We start from the raw sequence: 18,360 nt of genomic DNA, 5'->3' as shown, positions 1-18,360 counted from the left end.
TTTAGGAACGCGCGGCGGGGCCGCTTCCACCAGTCCCGCCGGCACGCCCAGATGCTGGATCACCTCCTTGCTGCTGTTGCGGGTCAAGGGCGCTCGGGTCGCCCAAGCTCGGGTCCATGGTGCCGATGATGCCGAACCGCTCGTCCTCGGGCAGCTCGGCCAAAGCCCCATCAAGCCCGGGCATATATTCCCGCTCGCTCATGAGGTTTTGCACCCCCTTGTTGAAGGCTTCCTGCGGGATGGCATTGGTCGCCTGCAGCAGGGTGACGGCCTCCATCTCAGTCTTGAATGTGGCCGCAGTCTCGGCCTCGGTAGGCGTCGACAGGTCAGCCCATTTCCACGTGACGTCGGTAGCTGTGACGCCGGCAGATGCCAGCAAGAACGGATCCAACTGCTCCATGCAGGGCCGCAGTTCGTTCTCCTGCCCATCGGACACAGCAGCCCACCAGTTGTCCGTGTCATGCTGCCCGGTCGCGTTCATGCCGGCAGGCGAGCGGCCCATCAGCCGGGTGAACGGGATGTCTGCGACTGCGGCGACGCGCTGGTCGAATGCGTCCATGACCGCCGGGATGCCCGCCCATGTCACCTGGTAGTCGGTGACTGCTTCACCTGGGCGATCGGTGCCCGCGGCAGCCTCGTAGACCGTCGCGTTGAGGATGTTCTCCCCCTCAGCGATAGTCGCAACGCGCGCGGCAATACGCTCTTGGCCTCCCGGCGCTGCCAGCTGCTCGGACAAGCCAGGGATACCGAACCGCAGCAGCTTGGCCTTCCTCACCAAGGCGGCGAACCATGCCTGGGTATTGTCGGCGTTCTGCACCTCCCGCCACACGCGGTCGAGCCGGCAGTCGCCCCAATATGCCTGATCGTCCGCCAGTGCTTGGAGGCCCGACAGTGGGTCGCCACGGAAAGCGATGACACGCGACGGGTGGATATCCTGCGCGTTGGCCGTTCCGCTGTTCACGCGCCACATGAGCGGCTCCCCGAAAGTGGGGCTGGCGAAATCCTTGTCCCACTCCGCTACCGACAACTGCCAGCGAGACAGCACGTTGACGGCGACTAGGCCGCCTTGGCGAATCTGGGCTGCGTTGAGCGGCTGGTTATGATTGCCGCCGGCTTCAGCGATCAGGACAAGCGCACCACCGCCAATGCCGCGGAGGATCTCAGCTTGCTTCACCTTGGCGCGCAGGCTGAGGCGCTTCTCCTCCTTCTCGATCAGCTCGATATCATCAGCCTCAGCCTGCCAATCGCGCCACTTGGACGTGCGGTCGGCTGCCGGGATGGCGATGACTTTCTTGAGCAATCCGGAGGTGAGGTATGCGCCGATCGCCAACTGCGAGCCGAATGCCTGCGTAGCAGGGCTGGCATCGCGTCCCCACCTGGAGCGAACGCTGCTGATGGCGGCGCTGAGGCTGTCGGTGATCCACATGGGTTGAGCGTATGCGGTGGTGGGGTAGGGGAGTTACCGCCGTCAGGTTAGGGCGGAGAGGCTGTAGGTGCCGCCAGTCAGCATGATCTCGCTGAGCCCCCACACTAGCGCATCCGCCCTGTCAGGCGATCCTTCGCCGACGAACCCGGAGGGCGTGAAGTTGCACATCTGGTCCTCCAGGTCCGCGAACACGCCCACGTGGCTGACCTTGCCCTGCTCGTACAGGGCGGCGATCGGTTCCGCGCGGATCGCCTTGCCGCGGCTCGCCACCACCTCCTTGAACGGCGCGTTGCGGTCAGCCGCCATGATGATCGCCTTGACCATCGCCCCGCCGAAGTTGCGCTCTGCGACGATGCGGTCAGCCTTCCACCGATCCTTGACCTCGATCACGCGTCGCGCCCAGCCATCGGGGGAAAGGTTGCAGGTGGCGTCCTCCAGCACGTAGCCGCGCCCATCCGTGCCCAGGCCAACCGCGACAATGCCTACGTCGTCGCCGTTCCCGTCTCCCTTGGTGCCCGAGGGATCGACAGCGACCACCACACGGCGCATTTCAGGTGGGTTGGAGCGCCGAAACGTGTCTATGCCTGGGATTATGTCACCAATCTCGCTTTTGCGGTCCTCAAGCGCCCACAGCGCCCCGTTGACCTCGCTTGCCCATTCCCCCGCTTCGAAGCGCAGCCGCTTGGCCGCCGACATGCTGGCGAGCACCTCGAAATACTCCGCCGGCAGGTTGTCCGAGTTGTCCGACGGGTTGATCTTCATCTCGGCGTAGTCGTCGGGGTTCGGCACCGCCTCCTTGGTGCCCGGCTTCAGCTTGGCGCGGAACAGTTGGTAGCTCCAGTGCAGTTTGGACGGCGGGTTGCAGTCGAAGTAGGCCTTGAGCGCCAGGTGCGTGCGGCCGGTTGCCGCTGCGATCTCCGAGGCCAGCTCGCACTTCTGCGCTAGGCGGGACATCGCCATTTCGATGGAGCCCCACGGGATTTGGCTGCTCTCGTTGAAGTACAGCGTCACATACTCGGCGCCGAGGATCTTCTCCACCCGCTCCTTGTCGTCGAGGCCAGCGATCCAGATTTGCGAGCCGTTTGGCAGTTCGAGGTAGAAATCCGTCTTGTCCCAGCGCACCCGCAGCGTCGGGAAGCACAGTTTCAGCACCTTCGGCAGCGTGTCGGCCCAGATGCTGGTCTTGGCGTGGTTGAACCGGAAGCGGAAGATTGCGTGTCGGCTGGAGGGCGCGTTGATGGCCCGCTGCACGATCGCGCGGCACAGAAGGAACGTCTTGCCCGAGCGCGAGCCGCCGCGGAGCATGATGTTGCGGGCTGGGCTGGCGAGAAGGCGGTTGGCCTCGCGTTGGCGGGGGGTTAGGGTGGCGGGGGTGGTCATGCTGCCTGAAACAAATCGCCTTGGCGCTGGGCATCTTCGATCCGCTTGCACGCGATGTCGAAATACTTCGGTTCGCGCTCAATGCCGATGAAGTCGCGGCCCATCCGGACCGCCGCGACGCCGGTGGTTCCGCTGCCCATAAAGGGATCGAGGACCGTCTTGGCTTCAGGCAGGCGCTCGATGAAGTGCGCCATAAGCCAATCGGGCTTTTGGTGGGGGTGGCATCGCCCCGCGCTTTCCCACGAAACTACTACCGGTCCCGTCAGAACACCTTCACCCCGGCGTCCAGTCCAGCCATCTCCGCAAATGTAGGCCAACTCAAACGACGGCTTCCATGGGAGTGACAGATCCCCCATGCCAAAAGCAGGGCCTTTGCTCCAGACAACACAGGCCCTAGCGTTCTGCACAGGCGGCGTCTTCCACGTGCCGAAGAACACGCGCGGTAAATCCTTCGCCCATTCTGCCACTGCATCACGGACTGACGTGTCCTGATCACACGCGATTTGTGTGCCAGCCCACGAAGCTCCGTAATTGCTGGAATGGGAAATTCCATACGGAGGATCAGTAACAACCGCGTCCACCTTCTGCAGCGTGGGTAGGATGTCCCGGCAATCGCCGAGATACAGCGTGGCGCGGCCGATTTTCTCCACCCGGCTCACAGCCCCGCATCCTCGCTGGAGACGGTCACCGCGATGCCGCCGGTGTGTTCGACCTTCTCCTTGAACGCCTGCACGTCGATGTGCTTGCCGATCAACTCCAGGCGCTTGACGCGATCGGACAGCTTCACCTCGCGGACCATGCCGACGACATTGCCGCGCTCGTCGCGCTCCTCCACGGCCTTGATCCCGGCGACCAGACCCTTGCGCCAGATGATCGGCCAATCCTTAACCGGCTTCAGCGCGCCCGCCTCGTCGTACAGATCGGACAGGTCTGCTTCCGCTTCATCGGCGAGGCGGGTCAGCACCCAGGCCGCATCGATACGAGTGCGTTCCGAACGCTCCGCCTTGGCCGCGCCGATCGCATCGATAACTTCAGGTTTGCTAAGGTTCTCGTGCCCAATCGCATGGGCCGTCTGAGCGCTATACCCAGCCCGAATGGCCGCCTGCGTCGCGTTCAGGTCGATCAAATATTCTTGGACAAAGCGCTCTTGCTTTGGAGTGAGGCTCATGCTGCGCTCCCGAAGTTAAGACGGGCGTGGATACCGAAGTGCTTGGCAGCCGCTGCGTCGTATGCGCGCGCTGCCGCCTCCTCAGTGTCGAACAGGCCAAGGTGCAGGTTCCGTCCGGCGGCCGTGATGCGGGCATTCCAACGCCCTGCCTTTTTGTGGAACCCGACACCTTTGAAACGAGACCTGGCATTTGGCCTGGGCCCCATGTTCTGCATGTTCTGCTGCCGGGTTACCGAACGCAGGTTAGCGCGCCGGTTATCGAGCCGATCGCCGCTGATATGATCGACATCGAGACTTTGCGGATTGCCCATGATGATCCTGTGCAGGGTCATTGTCCGACCGCCGCTACGGGTGCTCACATAGCCATTCGCACTGACGAACCATGTGAAGTTCCGAGCCCAGAACCACACGTCCTCATCGACTGGGGATACCCGTCCTTTGGCATGGATACCCACCAGCTCAACGAACCGCTGCTGTTTCGCGATGACGCTCACCGTCCATCCTCCATCAGTTCAGCATCAAAAAACGACGGCGCGGGGATCTTACCCAACCGCAGCCCGAGCACATACCGCCGTGCGTGTCCGGCACGACGATGCGGCTTCAACTTCGCCCCGGTGATCGAAGCACGACGAGCGCGGAGTTCGTCACCCCCGCATTCCTCGATCCAGCGCGTGATGCACCGCCAGTTGGTCCGGAAGTGCTCCTCGATGGCGCGGTCCTGGCCAAGGCGCAGGTAGACCTCCACGAAATCCGGCGGGGCGGGGCGGTAGGGGCGGATGCAGCCGGTGTCAGGTTTGCGGGTTGCCATCACAGACGATCCTGCAAGGCGTCCGCGATCATGCTGTTCACGACGATCAGCGCGGCAACCACGCATGACTGAACCGTGTGCGGCACGTCGCCTGACGCCGAATTGATCGCGATCATGGCCAGTTCGAAACAGAACACGGTCCGGGCAATCATCATGCTCCTGCTCCTGTGTGCGCGCCGGCTGGTTGGTAGCGGGCGATGTCGAAGGGGTTGGGGTTGGGGAAGCGGGGGTCGTTTCGCGTCCACCGTCGCTTGGTCGGCTCAATACCGCGGACGATCCAGCCGCCCTGGTAGACGATATCGACCAGCTCATATGGAGGGGGATAGCCGGGGTTCGCGGGCATCAGTGGAGCCCCCCGAGACAGGGGGTGTCCACGCTTGGGGTGTCTACACCCACATCTTGAAACGGATCGCGGCTTGAAACTGGGGTATATACCCCCTCCCTCCACTCTATATAATATTTACATACATAAGGTGTAGACAGTGTAGATAGAGGGGTGGAGGCCGCAGAAAACTGCGAAAAATGGTGTCCACGCCGGGGTGTGGAAAATGCGTGGACACCCCTGTGGACATAGGTCCGATTCGGACCGAAAGTGTCTTCGGATGTCCACAAATTTCTACGCTTCAGGGCGGGGGGCGTGGTCATGGTCACTTGGCCATTCTCCACAGGCGAATGCTCTTGCGGGTGCCGTCCTGTAGACGCTCCTTGCCGATCGTCTGCGTCCATCCGAGCTCACCCATGATCGCGGCAACCCGGTCCTTCGCGCGTTGGTCGTGCCGCTCGATCGGCATCTTGATGATCTCGAGTAGGATCTGCGACGACGTGTAGGTGAAGTGCGGCACGATCGCCGCGGCAATGGTGTCCTCCCAGGCGTCGCCCTGCATGCGGTCGTCCTGCTCGCGCACGGCCAGCTGGTTCTCGTCCTCGGTCAGCCACCATTGCTCGCCGTCGCGGTAGCGCTGGAGCGCCTCAGCCCACAGCTGCTCCCGCTTGCGTTCGATCTTGGGCAGGTCGATCGCGGTGCAGGCGACAGGCCAGAAACGACGGTTGCCGGTGCTGTCGGTCAGGTAACCTTGCCCGGCCTTGCGGTTGACGGAGGCGGCGAGCACGCACTGCCGCGGATATTCGACGGTGTGGCGGCCATAGCTGGGGCGGGTCTTGTCGACCTGCATGGTGATGATGGCCTTAACGAGCTCGACATCAGCCTTGCGCAGCGCGGAGAGCTCGGCAAACTCGACGACCCACTTGCCGGCGATCTGTTCGACGAACTTCTTGTGGTCGCGGAGCTCGTTGACCATCTCGGTGAAGTAGGGGGCGCCGAACAGCGTGCGCAGGGCGGTCGACTTCTTCAGTCCCTGCGGACCCTCGAGCACCAGCATCGTGTCCATCTTGCAGCCAGGCTGGAAGACACGCGCGACGGCGCCGATCATCCAGCGAGCGCCGACAGCGCGCTCGTAGGGCGTGTCGGGCGCGCCGAACAGGATGGGCAGGAACCGATCCAGCCGGTTGACGCCGTCCCACTTCAGATTGTTCAGATACTGCCGCACCGGGTGGTAGGCGTGGTCGAACGCAAGGCGCGCGACCGCGGCCGGGATGTCGGTCTTGGACGGCTGGAAACCGGCCTTCTCGACCAGGATCTGGATGTCGACATAGTCGGCGTCCCGCAGCGGCTCGCCGCGCCATTCGACGACTCCTGCGAGCTCGTTATAGCGGATCGTCTCGCCGAGGCCCGGGATGTTCTGCAGGTACAGCATCAGGTTGTAGAGCGTCTTGCGCTCGCCCTTCGCGCCAATCTGCAGCCTGCCACGCCAGGCGTTCAGAGGAATAGCCTCAGCAGCCACGGATAGTCTCCAATGTCAGGGCCACTGCGTCGTCACCGGTGCCATCGGTGGAGCGGGCGAGGATGTAGACGGCGCCGGCAGCCTCGGCGGCGAGCGCGAATGCTTGTTGATGCTTGCGCCATGCGTCGCGACCCAGCTTGGCCTCGATGCAGAACAGTCGGCCGGTGGGGCGAACAGCGAGTAGAATGTCGCTGGACCCCACGAGGCCGTAGCGGATCATCCGCCCATCGACCTTGAGCGCTCCGGTGTTGTTGCTCCATGCGAGCCCAAGCGGCGAGACGGCCAGCAGCAGCTTGTTGACGAGATCGGCGTGGGTCACCGCTGCGCCCTCCACTGCTGCCGCTGCTTCATGATGTGCCCAGCCCAGGCGACCGGATATTTGTACTTCCGCTGCCGTCCGAGCTCGACCAGCTGCTCCAGCGTGCGGGCGGACTTGAGCTCGTCGCGCTTGCGGGCGCGGATCGCGTCGAGGTCGACGACCTGGAGCTCGCCGTCGACCTGCTCGATTTCGCGCGACTGCGTCGGGTAATTGTACCCGCAGCCCGGGCACTCGGGAGCTGGCGCATGCACACGAAAGCAGGTGGGGCACTGGCGGACCGGCACCTCGGCCTTTGCGCCGCGCTTCTTCTTCGGGCGATCGTCGAGCGTCCATTCACGCTCGTCGTCGGGCAGACCGTGGCGCATCGCGTTGCCGGCGTGGTCGAGGATGATCGCATGCGGCTTACCCTCCGCTGGGCGGAGCGCGCGGCCGATCTGCTGCAGGTGCAGAGACAGCGACTGCGTCGGGCGCAGCAGGATCACTGCCTCCACCGCGGGCACGTCGAACCCTTCGCCGAACAGGTCTGCATTCGTCAGCACCTGGATCGCGCCGGCAGCGAAATCGGCGACGATCGCGTCTCGGCTGCCGCTGTCCATGCTGCCATCGACATGCGCCGCAGGAATGCCGGCTGCCTGGAACTGCGCCGCAACGTGGCGGCTGTGCTCGACGGACACCGCGAAGGCGATCGCGCGCTTGCCCGGGGCGAGCTTCTGATAGTGCGCCACCGCGTCGCCGACGATGGACGGCTTGTCCATCACCTTGGCGAGGTCGTCGCGCTTGAAGTCTCCGCCCGACATCGCGATGCCCGACACGTCGGCGGAGGAAGGGGCGTAGAGCCTGTAATCGCAGAGCGCGCCCTGCTCCATCAGATCGGCGACGCTGGGGCCCTGGACCATGCTGTCGAACCATGTGCCCAGGCCGCGACCGTCGAGCCTCCACGGGGTTGCGGACAGGCCGACAACGCGGGCGGTCGGGTGCGCCTCGTAGATCGCCTGGTACTGCGACGCGCCCATGTGGTGGCATTCGTCGAAGATGATCAGGTCGGGTGCGGGCAGTTTATCCAGCCGGCGGGCGAGCGTCTGGACGCTGCCGACCTGAACCATGGCATCGGGATCCGCGATGCCACCGCCCATCACGAGGCTGTGCGGAATTTCCATGCCCCAGAAGGTCTTGCTGGCCTGCAGGATGATCTCGCGGCGATGCACCACCCACCAGCAACGCTTGCCGCGCGCAGCCGAGGTCTTGACCATGTAGGCGCTGGTGACAGTCTTGCCGCCGCCGGTGGCCAGCTGGACCAGGACGGTGCGGTCCATCGTGCGGAACCGCTCGCGGATGCCTTCAATGAGGTTCTGCTGATAATCGCGAAGGATGATCATCGGGAGGCGCGCTCCATGATGCGTGCCGCTTCCAGGGCCTGGGTAAGGCCGGCGCGGAGGAGTACGAGCTGCCGAGGAGGAACAGGCGCATAAACCGCGGTGGTGGCCTCGCGCGCCACATAGGACAGCAGCGGGTAAGCGGCGTCCGAGCAGCGGCGCAGGCCGGCGGTCGCGCGGTCGCGCATCATCGCTATCGCGACGCGGCAGCGCATGCTCCACTCATCCTCGTTCGGCAGGTGGATGGTGATCGCCGCCCGGTGCGCGCACTCGGCCTCGGTCCACTCCTCGGCGACCTGGAGGTCAGCCGGGAATGGCACGATGAAGCCATCGGGCACGATGCGGGCGGGCGCGTTCACAGCGGCGATACCTCGGCTTCGGTGATGCCGTAGGAGCACGCCGCAGCGAGGCGACGTGCGCGAATTTCCAGGCTGGGCGCGGTGACGATCGACTGCAGGACGAGCGCGCGCTCGATCTGGTTGAGGGTGCGCGTCATGCGTCCACCTCCGCCCGCTCGACGGTGACGACCATGCGGCCGAACGTACCGTCGTAGGTCTGCTGGCAGGTGATGCAGACATCGTCGCCAGCCAGTTTGTGGTTCAGCTGGACACGGCGCATCTGATTGATCAGCGCGTCGCCGACGATCGCCTTCCACTGCGGCAGGTCCTCGCGGTGCCGGCGCTTGTGCATGGCGTTGCAGGAGAGGACGCCGGCATAAAACGCCATGGCGCACCAGCCGATGACTTCGGCAATGTCAGGGGTCACGCCGCCACCTCCACCGCTGCCAGGTTGCGGATAACATGCTGCGGCTTCCGGGTCGCAGGCCGGCCACCGAACCCGCGAGCCAGGCTGAAGCCATGGATCTCGGCCCAGTTGCGCACGGTGTTGACGTCGCAGCCGATGATCCGGGCTGCAGCAGGCGCGGTCATGCCATCGGCGATACGCGCGAACTCGGCAGGCGCCGGGAGGTGCGCGATGCAGCGGTGCGCCTTGCAATAACCGCTGGTGTTGCGGCCATCGAGACGGCAGCCGCAGGTGATGCAGACCCGCGTCATGCCGCGATCTCCTTCCAGGCATCGGGCTCGAACCCGCGCTCACATGCCTCGGCGATGATCTCCGCAGCGGTGTGGGCCTTGCCGCGCCACTTCCAATGCGTGCCGCCGAGCTGAAACCGGCCATTGGCATCGCAGCGGAAGATCGCGGCGCGCTTCTGCAGGAAGTCGGCGGCGCGGCCCGCGAGGGACATGTCGCGGTTGTTCGGGACGGCGGCCAGCTTTGGCGCGCCGATCGCATGAACGACGCGCGCTTCCGCCTGGACGCGGCCAAGCGCCTGCAGACCGGTCTCGCGCAGCCAGCGGTCGATCATGCCCTTGCTGACATGATAGTGCGTCGCCAGCTGGGTGCGCAGCATCACGGTTGCAGCCTGGCGGAACCCGGCCGGCGGCGGTGTCAGCGGACGTGCAGCCTTCTCAAGCCGAACGCCAGACAGGATGCGCCAGCGCTGCAGGACCTCGTTGGACGCGTGGTAATGGTCGCGGAGATCCTTCCACGTCATCGTCTTGGCATTGGCGCGGAAGTCGTCGGGGATGGCGCGCATTTCGCGACCGGCATGCTTCTTCGCGCCGGTCTCAAGCCGCCAGCGCGAGACAGTGCCGCTGCTCGATCCATAGTGCTTGACGAGCTGCTTGTGCGTCATCGTCTTCGCCATCTCGACGAAGTCTTCCGGCGCGGGGCGGGGCTTGCGACTGCTCATGCCGCACCCCGCAGAACAGCAGCCTCATTCACGATCGCAGCAAGCGCGGCGAGGTGTGGCTGGATCCGGTCGGCGACGTCGAGCGTCTCCTGGTGATCGCGGTGGTTGTCCTCCAGCGCGCGGACCAGCGCGACCATGGCATCCATCACGCCGGTAGCGGTGGCCAGGTCATTGGCCGGGCTGGCAGCGAGCGGCACGGCGCGGACGCCGTAGTGCGCAAGGATCTCGTCGAGCGCGGTGGGGTCGACCAGCAGCGAGTTGAAGATCACATGCGCACCGGGAAGGTTCGCCCCGGTCAGGCCGCGGTCGAGCGGCGCGGTGTCGGTCAGGCCCATCGTCTCGGCGATGCGGACCTTGTTGCCGTGCTTGTGCCAGAGCCGCGACCATGCAACGGAGAGTTTCTGCTGAAACTTGTCCTTGGTCAGCGGCGTGACGGGACAGACTTTGGCAAACGATGCCATTACAAGCCCTCCGTATGAATACCGAATTGCCAATCGCTGTCGCAGTCCGTGGGCCGGGCCTCCGCGTAGCCGAGCACCGCCTCGTGCAGAGCGAAGATGCCTTTTGCGATGCCGGAGACGACGACGCAGGTGAGCGCGACCGCGCCCAGGATTTGGAGCACGTCCATTCAGAAATCCTCTCGAGTTGTGGGTGCGCCATTCCGAACCTTGGCCGCTTCACAATGACCCGCTGTCCCGACGGCGTTGACGCACCCGGCAAGGTGCGCAGGATCGGCTTCGCAGCGGCTGGCGTTGTCCGCTGTCGAATGACCGGGGCGGGTAGAAATTGGAGCCGATACGCGACGGGGCTCCAGGTGGCCGGTGCGGGACGCCATGGGGACACCGGCGGGGACGGGTGTGCGATCTGGGCGCAGGGGGGCGGGGAGGCGCCTCATGCGGCCGCACGCTCGATATCGACTGCATTCTCTGCCCGCTGGTCGCGCGGCTTCAAGAAGTCGCTGGGAACAACTGCGCCATGACGCAGGGCCAGGTTTGCGAACTCTGGCCGGACAGTCTCCGGGATGCCGCGAAGCCGCCAGTTCCGAAGGGACTGGTAGGAAAGATTGAACGCGGCTCGGACGATCTTGGGGGTGATCGCCCGGATAAGTGCGTCGTCGCGGTGCAGTTGCTTGCCCATGACGCCAATGTATCAACGCCGCGTTTATATAGCAAGCGCCAATCGTTTATTCCTGCAAGCGCGGCGGTGATGCAAACGGCCCTCGTGGGAACGAACGCCAACCATGACCCGAACTTCGGCCCGCGCCTTGCCGCCCTCATTAAGGCGGCCGGCTACCGCAGCGCTCGCGCTTTTGCGATCAAGGGCATGGGGTGGCCCGAGGACAGCGGGGCTCAGCGCCTTGCCAACTACCTGAACAAGAACCGCGTGCCTGATCTGCCGACGTTGGTCGGCATGGCTAAGGCGCTAGGTATTTCAGTTCAGGATTTGCTGGGGTTACAGGCCGCGACCAGCCCCGAGGGTGATGGATCGCGCGACATCCTGCTCCATCTTCTTGAGATAGAGGGCATCGATCCGGCCCGAGCGAACACGCTCGCCAGTGCTTTTCTTGCAGCTCAACAGCTGTATCGAGCGATTCCAGAGGACGAGTCTCTGGAAGCCCTCGCAAGGTTTTCAGCGCACGCCGCCTGGCTGCAACATCAGCCGCCAGAGCAAGACAGGTAATCATCGCCTGAAAGGCGTTCAGCTTCACCATTGGGGCCTACCCGGAACAAATCGTGATTCGTATCATATTGGATGCGACCCGGTGTAGGAAACTACTGTTTTTATACGGTACATCCATAACGGATGCGCAATAGATCAGCACAGGCAGAGCGCTCGGCATAGCGCCTTGTGGGATGATAAGTGTTTCTACGTAGCCGGGAGGAACCGGCGGCAAAATATAAACGGCGCTGTTGACATCACATAAACAGCGTGTTTATATACCTCCAACGCGGCACCCCGCCGCTTGGAGCTGACGCAGTGCAGTACACCAACCCCAACTGGCCCACCGAACCGCGCGCCGTAGCGCTGCTGGCGGACATCACTTCCAACCCGCCGCGCATGGTTCGCCAGCTGGCGCCGCTGTCGCAGTGCTGGGATGTCAGCGCCCCCGACTTCGTGATGGTCTACGACCGCAACGACGATCGCGTGGACGAGCTGTCCCGCATGTCGGACGCGGCGTTCCGCTACGTGCTGGATTTCCAGGGCGACATCGCCGGCGCCAAGCGGGTGGCGAAGCTCGATGATGTGATCGGGCTGGCGGTGCTGCGTGCGCGGAAGCGTGCGGCATGACCTGCGCTAACAATCCTCCGGCTTTCCCGCGCGATCACCGCCACCTGGGCCACAATGGCATGGACCTGCGCGATTACTTCGCGGGGCAGGCTATCAACCAGCTGACCGCCATCTCCGCAAAAGGCGACTTGGACCGCGGTGACGCAGGCACTCCTGCTGAAGCCATCGCGCGGCAGGCTTACACTCTCGCCGACGCCATGCTTGCCGAGCGCGCCAAGGCGACCGGCCAGGAAGGCGGTGCGCTGTGAGCAAGTGGCAGCCGATCAGCACCGCGCCGGAGGCCATCGTCGTCGAGACCAAAATCGACGACGCCAATGGGCTGCGCAATGAGGGCAAGCTGAAGCGCATGGGCTCGCTGTGGTTCACGCCCGACGAACGGATGTACGTCTACTATCGCCCTACGCACTGGCGGCCCGCGCTGTGACCCGCGCAGACCATTTCGTCGGTGCCATGCTGATCTTCAGCACCGCCCTCGCATTCATCAGCGTGGCAGCGGACTGGGCCGATCGGCATCACGGTGCTCTCGGCTGTGTTGCTGCGATCACCATCCTGCTGAACGGCCTGATGGTCTGCCGCTCTATCTGGCGCGACCGCCTGTGACCGCCCGCCGCCTCACCCTCGGCCTGGCCATCGGCGCCGCCGTCACCCCGTTCTGGCCCATCGCGCTGCTGCTTGGCGCGGCGCTGGGTGCTGACCTCTGGATTGGAAGGAAGACCGCATGAGTGCCGCCAACCTCTGGGACGCAGCCGACCGCTTCCTCCCGTATATCCGCGACGCCCAGGCGCCGATCGACCGGCCCGAGATGGTGACGCAGAACGCGGTCAAACTGAACACGTCGCTGTATCCGCCGTGCCCGCTGTGCACGCTGGATGTAATGCGGTGCGAGTGCGATCCCGATGCGTACCAGGCCGCGGCGCTGGCCGTGTTGCGGGGGCAGGCATGACCCCCGCCTACGTCACCCTCCACGCCGCCGAGCGCTGGTGCGAGCGGGTAGACCGCAACGCCAGCCTGGCCGACGCGATCGAGGCAATTCAGGCCCACACGCCGGCCATCGCTACCGCGGTGCGCTTCGGGTGCCACTGCGTGCGGCTCGGCACCGGCTACAAGCTGGTCCTGCGCGAGGGCAAGGTCGTCACGGTGATGCGGCGGAAGGATATGGTCGTATGAACGCGCCCGCGAACCTCTCCGACGCAGCCTTTCGCGCGTCTGTAGTCGGCGCCGGTGAAGTCGCCGCCCTGTTCGACGCCAGTCCGTGGCTGACCCGCTTCGAGCTCTGGCAGCGCAAGGCTGGCAACATCGCCGCGCCCGAGTTCAACGCGATCGGTGCCGACGGCAAGCCGGCTGACATGCGGATCTTCTGCGGTGTGATGCTTGAGCAAGCGGTGATCGACATCGCGTGCAAGCTCTGGGGCTATGAGCGCGTCGAGACCCCGAAGCACGTCACCAACGGCAAGGGCCTCGGCGGCCACCCAGACCAGCTGGTCCGCTGCCCCGAGCGCGGCGTCGGCGTGCTGGAGATCAAGACCGCTGACTGGCTGATTGCCAAGCAGTGGGGAGACGAACCGCCGCTCAACTATCAGTTGCAGGCGCAGACCTATGCCGGCCTGTGCGGTGTGCAGTGGTGCGACATCATCACGTTGGTAGGAGGCAACGAGCCGAAGCGGTTCCAGATGGAATTTCGCGGCAAGGTGTTCGCCGAGATCGAGCGCCGCGTCGCCGAGTTCTGGGCGAGTGTCGAAGCCGGCACCGCGCCGAAGCCAGACTACACCCGCGACGGTGGCGCGCTGGCGGAGCTGTATAGCGACCCCAAAAACACGCTGGCTGACCTGCGGACCGACAACCGCATGCCAGAGCTGCTGCAGGAATATCTCGACGCCAAGGATGCCGAGCGCGCCGCCATGGCCCGCGTCGATGCCGCCAAGGCTGAGATCTTGGAGAAGCTAGGCGAGCACAGTGCGGCGATTGTCGAAGGCTATTCGTGCCGGGTGCCGCTGCAGGCGGGTTCGCCCGATCGCGTCATCACCGCGGACATGGTGGGGCAGGTGCTGCCCGGGCGGAAGCCGCACCGCCGGTTCTATGTGAAGGCCAAGGTCTGATGGCGCGCAATCCTCTCCGCAAGTTCAAAGCCCCAAGCGCAAAGCAGACTGCGGCCCGCAATCGCAACTGGCGCATATGGAAGCTGCGCGGGCTCTATTGGAATTCCTTCCCCATGAGCGGCGAGCGGCTGGAGGCATATCGGGCAGCGATAGACGCCGAGCTAGTCCATCTCGGCGCGGAGCCTGAGACCGAGCGCCGCGCCCGCCTAGAGCACGAGCGCGACCGATACGAGACGTTCCGCGCTGCGGTCGTCGGCGATTTCAATGTTTGAGCAGGAGAAGCAATAATGGCGACCCAGATCGCGCACCGCGAGGAGCAGCGCGCAAATCCCGTGGCGGTCATCCGCCAGAACCTCCAGAACATGGCGCCCGAGCTGAAGGCCGCGCTGCCGGCTCACGTCAGCGTCGAGAAGTTCACCCGGGTGGCGATGACGGCGATCCAGAACAACCCGCAGCTGCAGAATGCCGAGCGCCGCAGCCTGTTCGGCGCGATCGTCCGCCTGGCCCAGGATGGCTTGCTCCCCGATGGCCGCGAGGCCGCAATCGTGATGTTCGGCCAGCAGGCCCAGGCCATGCCCATGATCGCTGGCGTGCTGAAGAAGATCCGCCAGTCCGGCGATGTCTGCTATGTCTCGGCGCAGATCGTCTACGAGAACGATCGGTTCAAATGGACGCTGGGCTTCGACGAGAGCGTCGAGCATGAGCCCGCACCGTTGGATCAGGATCCGGGCGAGGCAGTCGCCGCCTATGCGGTGGCCGTTCTCAAGGATGGCTCGCGACTGCTCGAGGTGATGCGCAAGAGCGAGATCGAGAAGGTCCGCAATGTCAGCCGCGCCAAGGGCTCTGGCCCGTGGGTGCAGTGGTGGGGCGAGATGGCTCGCAAGACCGTGATGCGCCGACTGTCAAAGCGCCTGCCGATGTCGACCGACCTGGACGACGTGTTCGCGCGGGACGAGACGCTGGCCGTAGAAGAGCGGCCGGTGATCGACGCCACGCCGGTCGCGCCCGTGTCGCGCCTGGATGCGATCGAGGCGCAGATCGTCGACGCCAATGACGGCACCCTGTCGGATGAAAACCCGACCGCTGGCGAGGGCCGCACCGACGAGCAGCATGGCGACCAGCAGGACGGGACAAATCCCGATGACATGCTCAACCGTATGCAGGGAGACAACTGATGTTCTTCACGAAGACGAAGCGCGAGCGCGACGAAGCCCGCGAAATTGCCGAGCGGCAGGCCGAGGAGATCAAGGAGCTTCGGAGCGATGTCCGTGCTGCGGAATATGCGGCTGATCGCCTGACCGCTGAACTACAGCAGTCGCGGCGCAAGGCCGATATTCTCGGCGAGGCCCTCAACGAAGTGCTCGCCGAACGCGACGCCCTGCGCCCCGATGCCGAGCAGTACCGCGCTAATCTCGCGCGTCTCGCCGCCGCGAATGCCGCTCGCAAGGCCGCGGCGCAGAGCAAGCGGGCCCACTGAGATGCGCGGTTATTTCATCGAAGCGATCCTGCTTCTCGCGATGCTGTGGCTGATCGGATGGGGGCTGGTGAAGCTCTACTATCTGGCCCGGCGCGAAGGCTCGACCGATCACAACGAATACCGCCGGGTGAAGACCGAGGCGGAGGACGCGCTGAACGACCTGGAACGTGCAGTTCAGCGCGCCACCAAGAAGCGGGGCCGTGGTGGCGCCCGCAATCGCAAGGCATGAACAATATGAAGAAATTTGCAGCACTTGTCATCCTCGCTGCGCCGCTTGCGGCATGCGGGAGCGTCGACGCCGGCAAGGTCGGCTTGTGGAACAACTACGGCAAGATCGGCGACCAGGTCCTGCAGGGCGGGGGACTTCAGTGGTATAACCCGCTGACGACCTCGCTCGAGGAGATGGACGTTCAAGAGCAGCCTTGGAAGGCGAACACGTCGATCTACACCAAGGATCTCCAGACCGCGACCGTAACCTTCACCATCACCACCTCGCTGGATCCGCAGCGCGCCGTCAATATGCGCCGCACGGTCGGCTTGGAATGGCGTGACAAGCTCATCCCGCCGGTGGTCGCTGCCGTCGTCAAGAATGTGTTCGGCCAGTTCAATGCCCCTGATGCCGTCGCTCGTCGCGGCGACATGCAGACGATCATGCTCGACCAGCTGCGGCAGAAATTCGCCCAGCGCGGTATCATCGTGAACGACTTCTCGCTGACCAACATCGACTATTCGGACGCGTTCGAGGGCGCGGTCGAAGCGGCGCAGGTAGCGACGCAGAAGGCAATCGCCGCCAAGAACCACACGGTCGAAGTCGAAGAGCAGGCCAAGCAGCGCGTCATCACGGCGAACTCGGAAGCTGAGGCGATCAAGGTCCAGGCCGTCGCGATCAGCTCGAACCCGGCGATTGTCCAGCTTCGGGCAATCGAGAAGTGGAACGGCGAGATGCCGCAGAACATGTACGGCTCCGCTCCCATGCCGTTCGTCCAGGGGAAGTGAACACCGCGCACTGAGTTCCACCGGGAGAGGGGTGTCGAGCCTAACAAGCGGCCCCTTGTTCCGACCACGCGAAAGGATAGCAGCATGACCGCGAACATCATCCGCATCCGCAACGTCGAGCATGAAGCCCGCTGCGTCGAGGCGATCCGTCAGCGCCGGCTCCGGGAGTCGTCGTTTCGTGTGGTCGAGCAGAGCGAGAGGAAGGCGGCGTGAGCGAGAAGGTCAAACTCAGCATCGTCCAGATCGTCGTGAAGGTGGACGACGGCGACTATTGCGGCGTGCTGCTTCCTCGGACCGGCTTGGACATGCTCGTCGGTATGCTTCCGGCCTTTGCCGATGGCCCGATCAAGCTCGTGCGCTTGCCTGGCCTAAAGATGGTCCCTCTTTCGGAGTTGACCCCCAATGACTGACTTCACCCCCGGCCACATCATCACACGGGAAAACAAGCTTTGGGACGGCGATCGTCCGAGCTGGCTGCGGGATGATGCTCGTGTAATGTTCCTAAAGGACGGCGATAATTTTTGGTACGGAGACCCCAATAACTGCGGCCACATAACGTTCTGCGGTGAGGACATCGGATCCGAAGAAACCGCCATCCGTCTCGACGCCTCTGACATCGTGTACCAGTGCATCGCTTGGAACGAAGCGCATCCGGACGAGCCCGTCATGTGGCCCTGGTATGGTGGGGATGAAGCGCCTGCGGATTGGGATGGCGCTGCAACCTTACGAGGCGACGGCCAATTACGCGCTTTCCACCCAGATGAGGTCTATATGTGGGAGCGCGAGGAGCCGCTCGATAGTGCCGAAACCATAGGCTACCAGCGCCGCCCCACCACCAGCCTTCCCGGCTCGATGGAGGCGAAGGCATCTCGGCTCGAAGAAGCCGCCCGTGCTTTGGCACAGGTTGCATACCACGGCACCCTTGCTGCTTGGTCGGATGAAACCCGCGCTTACTGGCTGGGTCGTGTGAACGTCGCCCTATACAGCCCCCACGAGGACGCGCCCACCACCAGCCTTCCCGAACCGGCAGAGGAGATCCACACCTCCGGCTATGCCGAGACGATTGAAGAAAGCCCGGAGGATTTAGCCAAGGGCATCGAGGGAATGGCCCGGCACTGGGCGGCGGAAGCTGGCGGGGTGTTCTCCACTGCCGAGGAAGTTGCCACGCTCTGCAAAGCGCTGGCTCGCATGTGCCTCCCCGACCCCACCCCTCTCGACATCGCCAAGGCAGAGCATCCCGATATCCCTGCCGAGATCGTGGAGCGCATCGCGGCTATCGTGACGAAAGGAGAGATGAAGTGAGCCGCAAGACTGGTCCACGCATTACACTAACAGCCCGCTGCTCTGACTGTGTTTTTTGTCGGTCCGAAAGCTATCGCGTTCAAGGAGATAGCGGGCATGACGTGTACTGCGATCATCCCGGCTTAGAGCGCG

At 64.3% G+C, this 18,360-nt stretch carries 35 protein-coding genes; 17 read left to right on the top strand and 18 right to left on the bottom strand.

The genetic code is table 11. From position 1 onward, the window contains the following. Nucleotide 1: 1 nt before the first annotated feature. The 18 genes from ABIC65_RS05450 to ABIC65_RS05365 all read right to left on the bottom strand — a co-directional run bounded on the left by ABIC65_RS05450 (nucleotide 2) and on the right by ABIC65_RS05365 (nucleotide 10,696). On the bottom strand, nucleotides 2–1,426 hold the full coding sequence (locus tag ABIC65_RS05450; RefSeq protein ID WP_354307307.1) for a phage portal protein: 1,425 nt from the start codon (nucleotides 1,424–1,426) through the stop codon (nucleotides 2–4). Nucleotides 1,427–1,468: 42 nt separating this feature from the next. Further along, nucleotides 1,469–2,806 (bottom strand): phage terminase large subunit, encoded by a 1,338-nt coding sequence (locus ABIC65_RS05445; RefSeq protein WP_354307306.1) that lies wholly within the window; start codon nucleotides 2,804–2,806, stop codon nucleotides 1,469–1,471. After that, nucleotides 2,803–3,465: a DNA-methyltransferase gene (locus tag ABIC65_RS05440; protein ID WP_354307305.1), complete on the bottom strand. Its 663-nt coding sequence runs from the start codon at nucleotides 3,463–3,465 to the stop codon at nucleotides 2,803–2,805. The genes ABIC65_RS05445 and ABIC65_RS05440 overlap by 4 nt, the downstream gene beginning before the upstream one ends. Continuing rightward, nucleotides 3,462–3,974, bottom strand: coding sequence for a terminase small subunit (locus ABIC65_RS05435; protein WP_354307304.1), 513 nt, complete (start codon nucleotides 3,972–3,974; stop codon nucleotides 3,462–3,464). Before ABIC65_RS05435 ends, ABIC65_RS05440 begins: the two co-directional genes overlap by 4 nt. After that, nucleotides 3,971–4,468 carry an HNH endonuclease gene (locus tag ABIC65_RS05430; RefSeq protein WP_354307303.1) on the bottom strand — a complete coding sequence of 166 codons (498 nt, stop codon included), beginning with the start codon at nucleotides 4,466–4,468 and terminating at the stop codon, nucleotides 3,971–3,973. Before ABIC65_RS05430 ends, ABIC65_RS05435 begins: the two co-directional genes overlap by 4 nt. Further along, nucleotides 4,465–4,782, bottom strand: a complete 318-nt coding sequence (locus tag ABIC65_RS05425; protein ID WP_354307302.1) for a hypothetical protein — start codon at nucleotides 4,780–4,782, stop codon at nucleotides 4,465–4,467. The genes ABIC65_RS05430 and ABIC65_RS05425 overlap by 4 nt, the downstream gene beginning before the upstream one ends. After that, nucleotides 4,782–4,937: a hypothetical protein gene (locus ABIC65_RS05420; RefSeq protein ID WP_354307301.1), complete on the bottom strand. Its 156-nt coding sequence runs from the start codon at nucleotides 4,935–4,937 to the stop codon at nucleotides 4,782–4,784. The genes ABIC65_RS05425 and ABIC65_RS05420 overlap by 1 nt, the downstream gene beginning before the upstream one ends. Beyond that, the gene (locus tag ABIC65_RS05415) at nucleotides 4,934–5,125 is read right to left on the bottom strand and encodes a hypothetical protein (protein WP_354307300.1); all 192 of its coding nucleotides are present in this window, start codon (nucleotides 5,123–5,125) and stop codon (nucleotides 4,934–4,936) included. Before ABIC65_RS05415 ends, ABIC65_RS05420 begins: the two co-directional genes overlap by 4 nt. A 304-nt stretch (nucleotides 5,126–5,429) precedes the next feature. Beyond that, entirely contained in the window at nucleotides 5,430–6,623 is a 1,194-nt protein-coding gene (locus ABIC65_RS05410) for a virulence-associated E family protein (RefSeq protein ID WP_354307299.1), read from the bottom strand. Continuing rightward, on the bottom strand, nucleotides 6,613–6,942 hold the full coding sequence (locus ABIC65_RS05405) for a hypothetical protein (RefSeq protein WP_354307298.1): 330 nt from the start codon (nucleotides 6,940–6,942) through the stop codon (nucleotides 6,613–6,615). Before ABIC65_RS05405 ends, ABIC65_RS05410 begins: the two co-directional genes overlap by 11 nt. Next, complete coding sequence (locus ABIC65_RS05400; RefSeq protein ID WP_354307297.1) at nucleotides 6,939–8,318, bottom strand: DEAD/DEAH box helicase; 1,380 nt, start codon at nucleotides 8,316–8,318, stop codon at nucleotides 6,939–6,941. Before ABIC65_RS05400 ends, ABIC65_RS05405 begins: the two co-directional genes overlap by 4 nt. Further along, on the bottom strand, nucleotides 8,315–8,674 hold the full coding sequence (locus ABIC65_RS05395; RefSeq protein ID WP_354307296.1) for a hypothetical protein: 360 nt from the start codon (nucleotides 8,672–8,674) through the stop codon (nucleotides 8,315–8,317). The genes ABIC65_RS05400 and ABIC65_RS05395 overlap by 4 nt, the downstream gene beginning before the upstream one ends. Then, nucleotides 8,671–8,811: a hypothetical protein gene (locus ABIC65_RS05390; protein ID WP_354307295.1), complete on the bottom strand. Its 141-nt coding sequence runs from the start codon at nucleotides 8,809–8,811 to the stop codon at nucleotides 8,671–8,673. Before ABIC65_RS05390 ends, ABIC65_RS05395 begins: the two co-directional genes overlap by 4 nt. Next, on the bottom strand, nucleotides 8,808–9,080 hold the full coding sequence (locus ABIC65_RS05385) for a hypothetical protein (protein ID WP_354307294.1): 273 nt from the start codon (nucleotides 9,078–9,080) through the stop codon (nucleotides 8,808–8,810). The genes ABIC65_RS05390 and ABIC65_RS05385 overlap by 4 nt, the downstream gene beginning before the upstream one ends. Continuing rightward, complete coding sequence (locus ABIC65_RS05380) at nucleotides 9,077–9,370, bottom strand: hypothetical protein (protein WP_354307293.1); 294 nt, start codon at nucleotides 9,368–9,370, stop codon at nucleotides 9,077–9,079. The genes ABIC65_RS05385 and ABIC65_RS05380 overlap by 4 nt, the downstream gene beginning before the upstream one ends. Next, a complete protein-coding gene (locus tag ABIC65_RS05375) occupies nucleotides 9,367–10,068 on the bottom strand; it encodes a hypothetical protein (RefSeq protein WP_354307292.1) in 702 nt (233 codons plus the stop codon). Before ABIC65_RS05375 ends, ABIC65_RS05380 begins: the two co-directional genes overlap by 4 nt. Continuing rightward, nucleotides 10,065–10,529, bottom strand: coding sequence for a hypothetical protein (locus ABIC65_RS05370; protein ID WP_354307291.1), 465 nt, complete (start codon nucleotides 10,527–10,529; stop codon nucleotides 10,065–10,067). The genes ABIC65_RS05375 and ABIC65_RS05370 overlap by 4 nt, the downstream gene beginning before the upstream one ends. Further along, nucleotides 10,529–10,696, bottom strand: a complete 168-nt coding sequence (locus tag ABIC65_RS05365) for a hypothetical protein (protein ID WP_354307290.1) — start codon at nucleotides 10,694–10,696, stop codon at nucleotides 10,529–10,531. Before ABIC65_RS05365 ends, ABIC65_RS05370 begins: the two co-directional genes overlap by 1 nt. Nucleotides 10,697–11,043: 347 nt before the next feature. Here ABIC65_RS05365 and ABIC65_RS05360 point away from each other — a divergent pair, with 347 nt between their 5' ends. The 17 genes from ABIC65_RS05360 to ABIC65_RS05280 all read left to right on the top strand — a co-directional run bounded on the left by ABIC65_RS05360 (nucleotide 11,044) and on the right by ABIC65_RS05280 (nucleotide 18,228). After that, nucleotides 11,044–11,748, top strand: coding sequence for a helix-turn-helix domain-containing protein (locus ABIC65_RS05360; protein ID WP_354307289.1), 705 nt, complete (start codon nucleotides 11,044–11,046; stop codon nucleotides 11,746–11,748). Nucleotides 11,749–12,045: 297 nt separating this feature from the next. Beyond that, nucleotides 12,046–12,357 (top strand): hypothetical protein, encoded by a 312-nt coding sequence (locus ABIC65_RS05355; RefSeq protein ID WP_354307288.1) that lies wholly within the window; start codon nucleotides 12,046–12,048, stop codon nucleotides 12,355–12,357. Nucleotides 12,358–12,416: 59 nt separating this feature from the next. Then, nucleotides 12,417–12,605 (top strand): hypothetical protein, encoded by a 189-nt coding sequence (locus ABIC65_RS05350; protein WP_354307287.1) that lies wholly within the window; start codon nucleotides 12,417–12,419, stop codon nucleotides 12,603–12,605. Next, entirely contained in the window at nucleotides 12,602–12,781 is a 180-nt protein-coding gene (locus ABIC65_RS05345) for a hypothetical protein (protein ID WP_354307286.1), read from the top strand. Before ABIC65_RS05350 ends, ABIC65_RS05345 begins: the two co-directional genes overlap by 4 nt. Before the next feature lie 26 nt (nucleotides 12,782–12,807). Beyond that, on the top strand, nucleotides 12,808–12,957 hold the full coding sequence (locus ABIC65_RS05340; RefSeq protein ID WP_354307285.1) for a hypothetical protein: 150 nt from the start codon (nucleotides 12,808–12,810) through the stop codon (nucleotides 12,955–12,957). Continuing rightward, nucleotides 12,954–13,079, top strand: a complete 126-nt coding sequence (locus ABIC65_RS05335) for a hypothetical protein (RefSeq protein ID WP_354307284.1) — start codon at nucleotides 12,954–12,956, stop codon at nucleotides 13,077–13,079. The genes ABIC65_RS05340 and ABIC65_RS05335 overlap by 4 nt, the downstream gene beginning before the upstream one ends. Continuing rightward, nucleotides 13,076–13,300, top strand: a complete 225-nt coding sequence (locus ABIC65_RS05330; RefSeq protein ID WP_354307283.1) for a hypothetical protein — start codon at nucleotides 13,076–13,078, stop codon at nucleotides 13,298–13,300. Before ABIC65_RS05335 ends, ABIC65_RS05330 begins: the two co-directional genes overlap by 4 nt. After that, nucleotides 13,297–13,524 (top strand): hypothetical protein, encoded by a 228-nt coding sequence (locus tag ABIC65_RS05325; protein ID WP_354307282.1) that lies wholly within the window; start codon nucleotides 13,297–13,299, stop codon nucleotides 13,522–13,524. The genes ABIC65_RS05330 and ABIC65_RS05325 overlap by 4 nt, the downstream gene beginning before the upstream one ends. Then, complete coding sequence (locus tag ABIC65_RS05320; protein WP_354307281.1) at nucleotides 13,521–14,453, top strand: YqaJ viral recombinase family protein; 933 nt, start codon at nucleotides 13,521–13,523, stop codon at nucleotides 14,451–14,453. Before ABIC65_RS05325 ends, ABIC65_RS05320 begins: the two co-directional genes overlap by 4 nt. Then, the gene (locus tag ABIC65_RS05315; RefSeq protein WP_354307280.1) at nucleotides 14,453–14,725 is read left to right on the top strand and encodes a hypothetical protein; all 273 of its coding nucleotides are present in this window, start codon (nucleotides 14,453–14,455) and stop codon (nucleotides 14,723–14,725) included. Before ABIC65_RS05320 ends, ABIC65_RS05315 begins: the two co-directional genes overlap by 1 nt. A 15-nt stretch (nucleotides 14,726–14,740) precedes the next feature. Further along, complete coding sequence (locus ABIC65_RS05310) at nucleotides 14,741–15,628, top strand: recombinase RecT (protein WP_354307279.1); 888 nt, start codon at nucleotides 14,741–14,743, stop codon at nucleotides 15,626–15,628. Then, nucleotides 15,628–15,930 carry a hypothetical protein gene (locus ABIC65_RS05305; protein ID WP_354307278.1) on the top strand — a complete coding sequence of 101 codons (303 nt, stop codon included), beginning with the start codon at nucleotides 15,628–15,630 and terminating at the stop codon, nucleotides 15,928–15,930. Before ABIC65_RS05310 ends, ABIC65_RS05305 begins: the two co-directional genes overlap by 1 nt. A 1-nt stretch (nucleotide 15,931) precedes the next feature. Beyond that, entirely contained in the window at nucleotides 15,932–16,159 is a 228-nt protein-coding gene (locus ABIC65_RS05300; RefSeq protein ID WP_354307277.1) for a hypothetical protein, read from the top strand. A gap of 5 nt (nucleotides 16,160–16,164) precedes the next feature. After that, nucleotides 16,165–16,926 (top strand): prohibitin family protein, encoded by a 762-nt coding sequence (locus ABIC65_RS05295; protein WP_354307276.1) that lies wholly within the window; start codon nucleotides 16,165–16,167, stop codon nucleotides 16,924–16,926. Nucleotides 16,927–17,010: 84 nt separating this feature from the next. Next, on the top strand, nucleotides 17,011–17,139 hold the full coding sequence (locus ABIC65_RS05290) for a hypothetical protein (RefSeq protein ID WP_354307275.1): 129 nt from the start codon (nucleotides 17,011–17,013) through the stop codon (nucleotides 17,137–17,139). Then, nucleotides 17,136–17,336 carry a hypothetical protein gene (locus tag ABIC65_RS05285; RefSeq protein ID WP_354307274.1) on the top strand — a complete coding sequence of 67 codons (201 nt, stop codon included), beginning with the start codon at nucleotides 17,136–17,138 and terminating at the stop codon, nucleotides 17,334–17,336. Before ABIC65_RS05290 ends, ABIC65_RS05285 begins: the two co-directional genes overlap by 4 nt. Continuing rightward, nucleotides 17,329–18,228, top strand: a complete 900-nt coding sequence (locus ABIC65_RS05280; protein ID WP_354307273.1) for a hypothetical protein — start codon at nucleotides 17,329–17,331, stop codon at nucleotides 18,226–18,228. Before ABIC65_RS05285 ends, ABIC65_RS05280 begins: the two co-directional genes overlap by 8 nt. Nucleotides 18,229–18,360 lie beyond the last annotated feature (132 nt).

It is taken from the genome of Sphingomonas trueperi, from assembly GCF_040545665.1.
Taxonomy (GTDB): Bacteria; Pseudomonadota; Alphaproteobacteria; order Sphingomonadales; family Sphingomonadaceae; genus Sphingomonas; species Sphingomonas trueperi_B.
Note: the sequence above shows the minus strand (reverse complement) of the source record. Positions and strands in the feature narration are given on the sequence as shown.